This is a genomic window from Neobacillus terrisolis, from assembly GCF_051233475.1.
Lineage (GTDB): Bacteria > Bacillota > Bacilli > Bacillales > Cytobacillaceae > Bacillus_BU.
The window spans coordinates 134,159-146,865 of sequence record NZ_JBKFGH010000027.1 but is presented as its reverse complement, the minus strand read 5'-3'; the positions used below and the strand labels follow the sequence as shown (position 1 = coordinate 146,865).

10 protein-coding genes and 1 riboswitch are annotated in these 12,707 nt (G+C 40.2%); of the genes, 9 read left to right on the top strand and 1 reads right to left on the bottom strand.

What is annotated here, in order from left to right:
• Positions 1 to 200: 200 nt before the first annotated feature.
• The 7 genes from ACI48O_RS17185 (at position 201) to ACI48O_RS17155 (ending at position 8,303) form a co-directional block, all read left to right on the top strand.
• Positions 201 to 1,574 (top strand): putrescine aminotransferase, encoded by a 1,374-nt coding sequence (locus ACI48O_RS17185; RefSeq protein ID WP_435563077.1) that lies wholly within the window; start codon positions 201 to 203, stop codon positions 1,572 to 1,574.
• A 32-nt stretch (positions 1,575 to 1,606) separates the two neighbouring features.
• Complete coding sequence (gabT, locus tag ACI48O_RS17180; RefSeq protein ID WP_435563076.1) at positions 1,607 to 2,974, top strand: 4-aminobutyrate--2-oxoglutarate transaminase; 1,368 nt, start codon at positions 1,607 to 1,609, stop codon at positions 2,972 to 2,974.
• Between the two features lie 40 nt (positions 2,975 to 3,014).
• Entirely contained in the window at positions 3,015 to 4,436 is a 1,422-nt protein-coding gene (locus ACI48O_RS17175) for an NAD-dependent succinate-semialdehyde dehydrogenase (protein ID WP_435563082.1), read from the top strand.
• A 140-nt stretch (positions 4,437 to 4,576) separates the two neighbouring features.
• Entirely contained in the window at positions 4,577 to 5,971 is a 1,395-nt protein-coding gene (locus ACI48O_RS17170) for a hypothetical protein (protein ID WP_435563075.1), read from the top strand.
• A gap of 237 nt (positions 5,972 to 6,208) precedes the next feature.
• On the top strand, positions 6,209 to 6,409 hold the full coding sequence (locus ACI48O_RS17165) for a cold-shock protein (RefSeq protein WP_435563074.1): 201 nt from the start codon (positions 6,209 to 6,211) through the stop codon (positions 6,407 to 6,409).
• A gap of 609 nt (positions 6,410 to 7,018) precedes the next feature.
• Complete coding sequence (locus tag ACI48O_RS17160; protein ID WP_435563073.1) at positions 7,019 to 7,882, top strand: SPL family radical SAM protein; 864 nt, start codon at positions 7,019 to 7,021, stop codon at positions 7,880 to 7,882.
• A 76-nt stretch (positions 7,883 to 7,958) separates the two neighbouring features.
• The gene (locus ACI48O_RS17155; RefSeq protein ID WP_435563072.1) at positions 7,959 to 8,303 is read left to right on the top strand and encodes a BC1872 family protein; all 345 of its coding nucleotides are present in this window, start codon (positions 7,959 to 7,961) and stop codon (positions 8,301 to 8,303) included.
• Positions 8,304 to 8,953: 650 nt separating this feature from the next.
• Here the strand turns inward: ACI48O_RS17155 and dapA are convergent.
• On the bottom strand, positions 8,954 to 9,841 hold the full coding sequence (gene dapA / locus ACI48O_RS17150; RefSeq protein ID WP_435563071.1) for a 4-hydroxy-tetrahydrodipicolinate synthase: 888 nt from the start codon (positions 9,839 to 9,841) through the stop codon (positions 8,954 to 8,956).
• Positions 9,842 to 9,960: 119 nt separating this feature from the next.
• A riboswitch (Lysine riboswitch) is annotated at positions 9,961 to 10,141 on the bottom strand.
• 243 nt (positions 10,142 to 10,384) lie between these two features.
• On the opposite strand from dapA, the gene ACI48O_RS17145 reads away from it, so the two are divergent.
• Positions 10,385 to 11,284: an NAD-dependent epimerase/dehydratase family protein gene (locus ACI48O_RS17145; RefSeq protein WP_435563070.1), complete on the top strand. Its 900-nt coding sequence runs from the start codon at positions 10,385 to 10,387 to the stop codon at positions 11,282 to 11,284.
• A 131-nt stretch (positions 11,285 to 11,415) separates the two neighbouring features.
• Complete coding sequence (locus ACI48O_RS17140; protein ID WP_435563069.1) at positions 11,416 to 12,639, top strand: MerR family transcriptional regulator; 1,224 nt, start codon at positions 11,416 to 11,418, stop codon at positions 12,637 to 12,639.
• Positions 12,640 to 12,707 lie beyond the last annotated feature (68 nt).

The following is a 12,707-nucleotide window of genomic DNA, read 5'->3' as shown; positions in this document are numbered from 1 at the left end:
ATCAGCTTCTCTACTTAGAGTTGCCCAAAATTAATACAATACAAATTTGGAGTGGGAGCCTTGACAGTTTCGTTCATATCAGGAGGCTCCCGGACTCCCCCTAAGGTGCGCGAGCACCTGGAACGGAAATCAACAGCCAACTATAACAGAGCTATTTAAAAAATAGATTCATAAATTCATTAAAAAAGAGGAGCGATTTTATGAGTATCGAGATTACACGAGAGGTTAAAAACGTTAGGAATCAGCAGGTAACCGAATATATTAACAAGGTTTTAAATTTAATTGAAAAGGAGAATATCACACAGGATGAAGCCGCTTGGATTACCAAAGAAACCGTCGATGGCTTCCGCGAACACGTCAACCCGGGCTTTCTGTCTTACCGAAAAACAGTAACAAAGGACGGTCAATTTGCAGCAGTAGAATGGTCCGATAACGGCGCCTGCTTTAAAGATGTAAATGGAAAAGAATACATCGATTGTCTTGGCGGGTTTGGAATCTATAACGTGGGTCACCGCAATCCAAAGGTTGTCAAAGCGGTTACGGATCAATTAAAGCGACAGGCTCTCCACAGTCAGGACTTGCTTGACCCACTTCGCGCCATGCTGGCAAAAATTTTAGCAGATATCACGCCTGGCGACCTAAAATACGCCTTTTTCACAAACAGTGGAACGGAAAGTGTGGAGGCAGCATTAAAGCTAGCGAAAATGTATAGCGAAAGAACCACATTTATTTCAACTACCCGTGCCTTCCACGGTAAGAGTCTTGGTTCACTATCAGGGACGGCGAAAGGAATGTTCCGCAAACCGTTCTTGCCACTAATTCCAGGCTTCCGTCATGTGCCATTTGGAGATATTGATATGATGAGAAAAACGTTTGAGGTCTGCTCGGCCGTTGGGGAAGATGTTGCAGCCGTTATCCTTGAGCCGATTCAGGGGGAAGGGGGAATTATCTTGCCACCGGAAAATTATTTAACAGAAGTGCGTGAGCTATGCGATCAATATGGAGCATTATTAATTTTCGATGAAGTCCAAACAGGAATGGGCCGAACCGGAAAAATGTTTGCATCTGAATTATACGGTGTCGTTCCAGACATTATCTGTTTAGCAAAAGCGTTCGGTGGAGGGGTGATGCCTGCAGGAGCTATTGTTGCACGAGAAGAAGTGTTCAAAAGCTGGTTCCCTAATCCATTTATGCACACCACTACATTTGGCGGAAACCCGCTAGCGTGTGCTGCAGCGATTGCAACGATCGGGGTATTAATTGATGAAAACCTTCCAGAAAGAGCCGGAAGGGTTGGCGAATATTTCCTAACTAAGCTGAAGGAAGCTGCAGTTGGTCATGAAGATAAGGTTCTTGAAATCCGTGGTCAAGGACTGATGATCGGAATTGAATTCCATCAGGATGAAATCGGCTATGAAGTGTCTAAAGGAATGTTTGATCGTGGCGTACTCGTAGCTGGAACACTTATCAATTCGAAAACGATTCGAATCGAACCGGCTCTGACGATCAGCTATGAAGAAGTTGATCAAGTAGTTCGTACCTTTCAAGAGGTCCTTGATTACGTAAAAGCATAGGCAGGCGTGAACAGTAAAGGAGGATTTTAAAATTGAATAAAAAATATGTTAGGCTCCAGACCGATATACCAGGACCAAAATCATTGGAAATATTGGAGCGAAGAAAGCGTTTTGTACCTAAAGGAATCAGCAATAATAGTCATGCTTTTGTAAAAAAAGCCCAGGGTGCCCTGGTTGAGGATGTCGATGGCAATATATTTATTGATTTTGCCGGAGCAATTGGAACGATTAATGTCGGTCATTCCCATCCTCGTGTGGTCAAAGCCTTACAGGAACAAGCCGGCCAATTTATTCATACGGGGTTCAATGTGATGATGTATGAATCGTATATTAATCTTGCTGAACGGCTCTGTCAGCTTGCACCCGGGAATTTTGCAAAAAAAGCGGCCTTTTTTAACAGTGGTGCAGAAGCGGTGGAAAACGCGGTGAAAATTGCCAGAAAATATACGAAGCGTCAAGGAATCATCTCGTTTACGCGTGGCTTCCACGGCCGAACATTAATGACGATGACGATGACCAGCAAAGTAAAGCCCTATAAGTTTGGCTTCGGGCCATTCGCTCCTGAAGTGTATAAAGCTCCTTATCCATATGTGTACCGTCGCCCGGAAGGAATGAGTGAGCAGCAGTATATTCAAATGATCATCGAGCAGTTTGAACAATTTTTATTAGCGGAAGTGGCTCCGGAAACAATTGCCGCAGTAGTCATGGAGCCGGTCCAAGGCGAGGGTGGTTTTATTGTGCCAGACCCGGCCTTTGTTAAACGGGTAAAAGAAATATGCACCCAGTATGGCATCTTGTTTGTGGCCGATGAAATTCAAACCGGTTTTTCCCGAACTGGAAAATATTTTGCTATCGATCATTTTGGGGTCATACCTGATTTAATTACAATATCCAAATCGATGGGTGCGGGTGTGCCAATCAGCGGAGTCATCGGCAGAGCAGAGATTATGGACGCGGCAGATGTCGGCGAGATTGGCGGAACTTATGCCGGAAGTCCATTAGGCTGTCGCACCGCATTGACAGTATTGGATATTATTGAAAGTGAAAATCTTAATGAACGTGCCCAAACCCTTGGTAACAGAGTAATCGAAAAAATGAAGTCTTTATCAGCTCGGTTTGATGGTATTGGGGATGTCCGGGGGCTTGGCGCGATGTGCGCCATGGAGATCGTCAAAGATAAACAAACGAAAACACCGGATAAACTGACCGTTTCTAAAATAGTGAAGGCGGCCGAAGAGCGGGGGCTATTACTATTAAGCGCCGGATTATTCGGCAACGTTATTCGTATCCTTATGCCGATCACGATCACAGATGATCAATTAGAGGAAGGACTACAAATTCTCGAGGAAGCAGTTGAAGCAGTATATCAAAACGATCCTGCCCTGTCTGCTGGGAGGTAAGGTAATGGACACAGTCAAACAAAAATATCAAATCTACCCAATGTACATTAATGGGGAATGGGTCGGAAATGACTATGAGTTTTTTACAGAAATCATAAACCCGGCTACCCAAGAGGTTTTAGGAGCAGTCCCAACAGGAGGCGTAACGGAAGCAGAGGAGGCAGTCACGGCTGCGCACCAAGCCTTCAAAACATGGTCGAAAAAAACGGCCGATGAGCGTTATCAGCTCCTTATGAAATGGCATCAATTGATGGATGAAAATAAGCATGAGTTGGCTAAAATCATGACCTTAGAGCAGGGGAAGCCATTTGCTGAAGCGGTAGGCGAGGTCAAGTACGCCAATAGTTTTGTGTCCTGGTATGCCGAAGAGGGGAAACGGATATATGGAGAAACCATTCCGGCGTCCCATCCTAATAAACGCATACTTGTTCGAAAGGAACCAGTCGGTGTGGTGGCAGCGATTACGCCATGGAATTTTCCTGCCGCAATGATTACAAGAAAAGTAGCTCCCGCACTGGCTGCTGGTTGTACTTGTGTCGTGAAACCGGCAACCCAGACACCGCTTACAGCTTTAAAAATGGCTGAATTAGCCCACGAAGCCGGCATTCCTGCCGGAGTTATCAATTTCATTACCGGAAAATCGGTTGAAATTGGCGAGGCCTGGCTGAAAGACGAACGGGTTACGAAAATAACCTTTACCGGGTCAACAGAGGTTGGCAAAACTCTCATGAGAGGCGCAGCTGACAATGTAAAGAAAATATCGCTTGAGCTGGGTGGAAATGCTCCTTTCATTGTCATGAACGATGCGAATTTACAGAAAGCTGCCCAAGGTCTGATTCAATCAAAGTTCCGAAACGCCGGTCAGACCTGCATTTGTACAAATCGAATCTATGTTCAAGAAGGAGTAGCCGAAGACTTTATCCAGCTTTTCCAAACAGAATTAGAAAAGCTTAAAGTTGGAAACGGTCTAGAGGAAGGGACGGATATTGGTCCATTAATTGACGAGACAGCCTTTTCAAAAGTTGATGCACTCGTTAAGGATGCGCTTGATAAAGGCGGAAAGATTCAATTTAGCGGGGCTAAACCGTTAAATGAGACCGGATATTTCTACGCACCAGTGATTTTGACCAATATTCACGAAGAGATGGAATGTGTCAAAGAAGAAATTTTTGGTCCGCTCGCCCCGATTTCAACCTTCTATACGGAAGAAGAAGTAATTGAACGGGCAAACAACTCCCGTTATGGGTTAGCGGCTTATGTATACACGGAAAACTTAAGCCGCGCTTTTAGAATGACCGAGCAGCTTGAGTACGGAATCGTTGGGTTAAATGATGCCCTGCCGTCTACTGCACAAGCTCCATTTGGTGGCTACAAGGAAAGCGGACTCGGACGTGAAGGCGGGCATTATGGGATTGAAGAGTTTTTAGAGGTGAAATATATATCGATTGGGTTGGATGTTTAAGAACCAGGTCTAGCTCATTCAAAGAAATGGATCTGTCCTTAAGGGGCAGATTCTTTTCTTATAGTTATTGTTTTATTTTTTATACGAACCTCGAAAGACTATGTTATAGTAAAAGAAATAAATACGAGGGGGTACCCAGTATGAATGAAAACCAATTCCTACTGCATGATCATCATAAGTCCATTTTATTAAAAGCAGAAAGAGCTTCATTCTATCTCCAAGGAGAAATTATTGAAGCCTTTTCTGAGAGCAACGAGGTTTATTATTTGTTTTTTTATAAATATCATTTTCTTGCAGCCGTAAAAGCAAAAAAACTTCGCCGCAAATCATTTATTGAGAATGCATTTAAAAAGGGCATCGTTTTCGAAGCTCCACATCCGCTTATCAACGTATTACACTCCTCCAATCCCCCTTACAAAATGGTCAGCTATCAGCAATTACTCAAAAAACTTGAGAAAAACTATACTCCTCAAGAAAAAGCCTTTATTTTAACCTTCTTTGAATCGTTTTTTCCAAAAAAGGAATTGTTCAACGAGATAAATTCACTATTTTTTGAATATCGACGGAATGGGCAATTATTACAAGGTTATCAAATCATCCGTATTTTAATGGATTTTGCTCCAAACCACAGCCTCGTCAAACAGCTTTCTAATGACATGCTGTTTAATAAATATACAGATTTGTACAATCAGTCATCTGAAAAGCTTCTAACTAAAGATCTCCTATTTGCGGAAAAAACTCTATTTGCGCAGAAAGAAAACGAAGCCAGTTTTGAACAACTTATCGTCCTCTTAAAAAAAGAATCCCGTTGGGTTGATCAATGTGCCTTGCGTATCGACAAATTAATCCGCATCCCGTCAACGGATCATTATACTTCTTTACTAACCTTGCTTAAAAAGCATTTAAACGACAATGAAACGGTGCTCATCTTGGAAAGGTTAGCCTCTCAATTACCTGATTTTCTTCCGTTACAACAAAACTTATTTGAAAAATATATAAAAGCATCCAATATCGAAAAAGCGCTCAAGATGATGGAAACCTATCACTTTCAGCTTAGCAGCTCTCAGGTTCAAGCCATTGGTAACATCTTAGAGCAAATTGATTCAACTAAACATTCGTTTCAACCCGAAATGCTTAAAGTTTTATTGCAATCGTATATTACTTATTTCCCGGATAAGGCAGAAAATATGTTAACTAAATGCGTAAGTACCTTATTTAAAGATCATGAATTAGATTTTATTAAGGAATGGCTCCAGCCTTTTAATGAAAAACATCAAAACCTGCAAATCGTTGAAAAGATTGATATGATGCAGAAACTTAGCAATGATCTTGATCAAATGCAAACGCTTGGAGAAATGTATGTTGAATTTGGTCAGTTCGAAAAAGCGATTGAATGCTTCAGCTGGGAAATGGAATTAACACCTGCCAATACAAAACCAATAAAATGGTTATCTAAAATATACCGGGACATGGGGATGAACCAAGAAGCAGATGCTTTTCGAGAGCTATGTATTGACATGCAAAAACGGGCATAGATGTCGCAAGCAATTGGTCAGAAAATATCCATTTTAGGAAATAAACGATTAATCAGGAATTTATTTTCAACAAAATGATTCATCTGATTTGCAATTATAGAGATTCTCTGTTAAGGTTAAAAAGAATTATTTTTGTTTGTTCGGCAAGAACTTAAAAGTGGATAAAACTTTCAAACTTGAAGATGTGAGCAAGGATAGTAACAAAATGTGTGCAAAGCACACGAGGAGGAAACACAAATGGAAAAAGGTACAGTAAAATGGTTTAACGCAGAAAAAGGATTCGGATTCATCGAACGCGAAAGTGGAGACGATGTATTCGTTCACTTCTCAGCTATCCAAAGCGAAGGCTTCAAGTCTTTAGACGAAGGTCAAGCAGTAACATTTGAAGTAGAACAAGGTCAACGTGGACCTCAAGCTTCTAACGTTCGCAAAGCTTAATTAACCAATAATCACAAAAAGACTCTCTTGTAGAGTCTTTTTTTTATGGATAGCTTTGTTAAATTTGACAATTGGGATAGGGTTGTTGGTGACTGATGATGAGAGATCATTGTGATTAGGGTAACCAGTAAGGGCTCTTGGTGCCCGGTAATTCGAAATCATCATGGTTAGGGAAACCAATAAGGTCTCTTGGTGCCCGATATTCCGAAATTATCTTGGTTAAGGTCATTAATTAGGACTTTTTGGGTCTAGTAGAGTAAACCCACCAGCATAGAGTGTTTTATGAAAAGAAAACAAAAAAGCCCCGCTAAGCAAAATAGCGGGGTAGTAAAGTAAATGGTAAACACAGTATAGCATACGTTTTCTGATAAACCTAATTATATTTGAAAATTATTTTATTTTGTCCTACAGAGAGGAAATCACTATATTGAAAAAACCAAAATGTTGTTAGGTTGTTTGGAGACAAAAATATTAGGGAGACACTGTTTTCTTGAGAGTGTCATCCTCACCTGATATGCCTTATACTAAAAACAAAGAATTTATAAAATATTGCTTTCAGCAACAAAAATGTTTATGGGATTATCATGACTTTTTTAAGGATGATGATGGATGACTAATACCATTTTCAAGGAAGTTACAGTCAACAGTGCCTTAAACAAGCTGAAAAGAAAAATTCCTTATGGCTGGGATTTAAATATTTATCGGGGCTGCCAGCATGGCTGTCATTACTGCTATGCAATGTATTCCCATCAATACTTAGATTCTACTAATTTCTTTAAGGAAATCTATGTTAAAACGAATATAATCGAAGAATTGGAAAAAGAACTGAGCAGAGAAAGTTGGCAACGGGAGGTTATTAACATTGGTGGCGTAACTGACAGCTATCAGCCTGCTGAAGCAAAATATAAACTTATGCCGGAAATATTGAAATTGCTCATTAAATATCGAACTCCAGCGATCATATCGACTAAATCAAACCTAATATTAAGAGACTACGACTTGATCGATGAGCTCTCTCGAATCACTTACATCAATGTTGCAGCGACCATTACGACGATGGACGAGTCTGTCAGAATGAAAATTGAACCAGGAAGTTCGACAAGTTTAGCCCGGTTTGAAGTATTAAAAGCTTTCAGAAAAACAAATGCTAGTACAGGTCTGCATTTGATGCCGATTATTCCTTATATTACAGACAACGAGGAAAACTTTGACCATTTGTTTCGTAAAGCAAGCGAGTGTATAGTTCACTATGTCCTTCCGGGTACTTTGTATTTAAGAGGCCATACACGGAAGCACTTCTTTGAGTTTATTGACAAAGAGTTCCCATCTGAAAGTGATAAAATAAAAGCCCTATATAAAACAGGCGGGGCAGATAAAGAATATAAAAATGAACTGTATAAAATGGTTAATAGAATAAGGGATCAATACAAACTTTCGAGCAGCTACATGAAGGTTATGAGAGAAAAATTATAATAATGTTTTGAAAGTGGTAACGAAGATTGTTCTCTCGGACTCTTTTTATTAGAATAGGATCAATGAAAATGGTAAAATGAAAAAATCAACAATGAAGGGGAATGGTCATCGAGGTATGAACAAAGTGGATATTATTGCTCGAAGAATACTAGGTTGGAAATTAAATAGATGGGATCGATGGTATGATCATGAAAAGGGGATTTTCATTCATGATTCAGAGTTTCAGCCCCAAGAAAACCTTGACCATGCGATGATCATCGTTAAAAGATTAGAAAAGTTTGGTTTCACGTATACAATAAAAGGGGACAGCGAAGTTTGCTTTAATGAGGTAAGCGCAACGGGGGGGACGTTAGCTGAAGCGATCACAAATGCAGCTTACGAAATCGCTGATAATAGCTCAATAGCTGATGAATGGTTATAGAAAAATTTCTTATCCAAAACTCACTGCTTGATGAAAAGCTGTGGGTTTTATTTTTTAGAAGACGAAAAGTAACTTTCGGTAAAAGAAGGAGGTTTTTGTTGGCCAAAAGTCCAGTCTGAAAGCAACAAAATGGCCAATAGAAGGTTCTCACTGGCCAAAAGTCCAGTCTGAAAGCAACAAAGTGGCCAATAGAAGGTTCTCAATGTCCAAAACCCTTGTCCGGAAGCAACAAAATGGCCAATAGAAGGCTCTCACTGGCCAAAAGTCCAGTGCAAAAGCAACAAAGTGGTCAATAGAAGGCTCTCACTGGCCAAAAGTCCTGTTCGAAAGCCATAAAATGGCCAATAGAAAGCTCTCACTGGCCAAAAGTACTGTTCGAAAGCAACAAAATGGCCAATAGAAGGTTTTCACTGGCCAAAAGTCCAGTCTGAAAGCAACAAAGTGGCCAATAGAAGGTTCTCACTGTCCAAAAGTCCGGTCCAAAAGCACCAAAATGGCCAATAGAAGGTTCTCATTAACATAAATTCCTCACCGGAACCAACAAACCAGTCAACACCAACCCACAAAGACTTAAGTCCAAAAACCAAAAAAGGCTGCCAACCCCAAAACACAAAACACATGGGATTAAGCAGCCTTTATATATACATCTATTAATTAAAAACTTCCACTTTTCCAAGCTCTAAAACACGTTCAAGCACACGAGTTTCTTCCTCAGTCAATGGAATCAACGGTAAACGAACTCCGCCAACTTGGATACCTTTCATATTTAAAGCCGCTTTCACCGGACTTGGGTTTGGTGCTGCAAATAGGGCCTTCATAATTGGGAGCAGGGCACGATGTGCTTCAGCCGCTTCCTGAAGTTGACCATTTTTAAAACTATTGACCATCTGTTGCATTTCATTCCCAATGATATGGGAAGCAACGGAAACAACGCCTGCACCGCCGATGGACAATACTGGTATGGTTAAGCCATCATCACCACTGTACAGTACAAAATCACTTGGAGTTCTCTCGATAATTTGGGCTATCGCGTCCAAGTTCCCGCTAGCTTCTTTAATTGCGACAATATTATTGATTTCAGAAAGACGAACAACGGTCTCAACAGAAATGTTTACGACACTTCGTCCTGGAATATTATAAAGCATTACCGGCAAAGAGGTAGCTTCAGCAATCGCTTTAAAATGCTGATACATCCCTTCTTGACATGGCTTGTTGTAGTATGGTGCAACGAGCATAATACCGTCTACACCAACTTCCTCCGCTTGTCTCGTTAAGCTGATTGAAGCCCTAGTGTTATTGGATCCCGTTCCAGCAATGACAGGAACTCTGCCATTAACAACCTCAACAACAAATTTAAACAAAGCGACTTTTTCCTCAGAAGTTAGAGTTGGAGATTCGCCTGTTGTTCCGGCAACGACGATTGCGTCTGTACCAGTATTAATTAAATGATTAACGAGTATTCTCGTTGCATTAAAGTCAATATCACCATTTTGATCAAAAGGTGTTACCATCGCAGTTAGTACTTGCCCAAAAGTCATATTTCCTCATCCTTTACATAATTTTTTGAAAATTAGAGGGATAAGGCTATTCAAAAAGCGCAAAAAAGCAGCAACGAGGCTCGCTGCTGCAATAGAAACAAATAAAAAATCGTTCCCATGCGTGAGATAGCCCTCCATATAGATTACCTATATGACAGTTCTGCATTTATTCAATAGCAGACCCAGCTTCAAGAACAATGAGGTCTTTGAAGCTTCGGCAAATTCCCCTTTCCGCAATTGTCACTGGATCTCATCATCCTCAAATTACTTACTTATGGTCTTTGCGCCTCTATCCTCACTTCAAATGGTATTGAAGTAAGAAAATATTAATTTCTTGTAATATAACACGAAACTTCATCTATGTTCAAGAGAATTTCACTATATTTTGAAAAAGTTGGGAGGAAACGAAATCAACAATCCAATCCCTTCCACCAATATTTTCTATTTAAACTCCTCCTATAAAACAATAGCAAAGGGGAAATCTAACAAAGGTGTAATAATTTGAAGAGACATTTTTAATTTTGAAAAAAGGAGCTGGAAGTGGTGAAAGTAGTCATAACAGGAGCAGCAGGAAAAATCGGCCGCTGGACCGTAAGAACGATTTTAGAAGCAGGACATGATGTTACCGCTTCGGACCGCAAATTGCGCGAGGAATCTGCATCGAAAAAATTTATCCAGGCGGAATTGCGCGATTACGGGCAGGTCATTCAACTGTTGATGGGATGCGATGCAGTCGTTCATCTTGCTAATATTCCAACCGATATAAGGAATACGTCACAAGCGATATTTGAAAACAACATGCTTGTTAATTTTAATATCCTTGAGGCATGTAAGGATTTAAAAATCCAAAAGCTTGTATGGGCCTCCAGCGAAACAGTATTAGGGTATCCGTTTGTGCAAGAGCAGCTTAGTTACCTGCCAGTTGATGAAGAGCATCCTACCAATGTTAGATCGTCTTATGCGATGGTCAAGCTCCTTACAGAACAGCTGTCCGGTATGTTTCATAAACTGACTAAAACGGAAGTGGTTGCGCTTCGGTTTGCCAATTGCTATGAGCCGGACGAATATGAAAAAATTCCAAGAATGCATTGGACGGAAACCGAAAAAGACATTCAGAAGCAAAACGCATGGGCATATTGTGACGTAAGGGATGCTGCAAGGGCCTGTCTTCTGGCGTTGGAAAAAAAGAATTTAGGAAATCAAGTATTCCATATCACAGCCCCAGATACCATTATGCCCGACCTTAGTCAGGATTTAGCTAAAAAATACTTCCCAAAGGTTACGTTAAAGAGGGATGTTAACGGACATGAAACGCTTATGGCCATTGATAAGGCTAAGGAAATACTTGGCTATGAACCGCTTTATACATGGCGTTCTGTTCTCAATGAAGATGGATCACTTAAGGCCCTACCTGAGGACCAGCTTTCATTAACAAGCATATAAAGTGGGAAAAAGTAGTTCGGATTCCGAGCCGACTACTTTTTTGTTAGCCCACACAAAAGTGAATGGTTCTGTCTAAACAGGAGCGCTATAATAAACTTAAAAGTGCATTAAAAGGTGCTGGTGATGAGACGATGAGAATCGGAAAGTTTGCCAAATCAAACGAAGTAAGTGTGGACACAATTAGGCATTATATGGATTTAGGGTTGATCGTTCCTGAGAAAAAGGGTGGGCAGTACTTTTTCGATAACCGCTGTCAAACAGACCTTGAATTAATAATTGAATTTAAAGCGCTGGGCTTTCATTTAAATGAGATAAAATTGTTTTTTCTATATAAAAACTTTGGCAAATTGGCCAATTATCAAGAAGATCCATTTTATCAATCATTATATAAGGAAAAATACAAAAAAATTGATCATGAAATAAAAGAGTTAACGAGAATAAAAGACAAGCTAAACAGCAAATTAATCGACTTATCGGCAAAAAACATAGAATCTAGTACAACGATTGGAATCGACCTTAAGGTGCTCGATTTTCTTAAATGTTTAAATTGCGGCCAACCGCTTTTGCTTCAGGACGGTTTGATCAACAATAATCAGATTATCGAGGGTAAGCTTGCCTGTGCCTGTGGAAACGAGCATTTAATCGAAAACGGTATTTTAATTATCAACGAGCCTTTTAAGTCCACTTCAGATAACGAGCTTGAAAATAATATTCACCATTACATACAGTTAACTGACTCTAGTTATCTTGAAAATATAAACAAAGGCCTGCACTGGTCAAAAAGGAAGCTCGATCAACTGGATTTACATCGGAAAGTCATCCTGGAATTAGGGTCAGGGGTGGGTTTCTTTCTGCGCAATATTTATCAGGAGTTGCCAGAGGATTGCCTTTATATTGCTGTGGACCACAGCCTTGAGCGGCATCGCTTTTTAAAAAGCCTCCTGGAGAGAACGAATTCGAAACGGAATATCCTGTTTATTTGTGCTGATTTTCTCGAAATTCCTATTCCAAAGCAGTCCGTGGATCTGCTGATTGATCATTCCGGTACTAGTAATTATAGCTTCGACCATGAGGATTTCTTGCTAAACAAGGTAGATTCTTTGGTAAAACCGGATGGACATTTACTAGGATCCTATTTTGCTTTCAAAAATTTCAGCCGCGCCAGTAAAATCGCAGTTAAATTCCGAGACAATTTTTCAATTCGAAAAATCAAGGATCATCTTGCCGGATTACAATATAAGCCGATTGACGATAGAACCTCGGATTTATTAAATAAAGGAGGCCAATTCGAGGATTTTTTCGTAAAAGGGGAAGAGGTCTTTACTTATTCTTTTTTTGGAAGGAAACTACAATAGGCTAGAAAAGGTTGGGTTAACCCGACCTTTTTTGTTTTTTTTATAAAAAAACAGCGAATGTGGCTCTT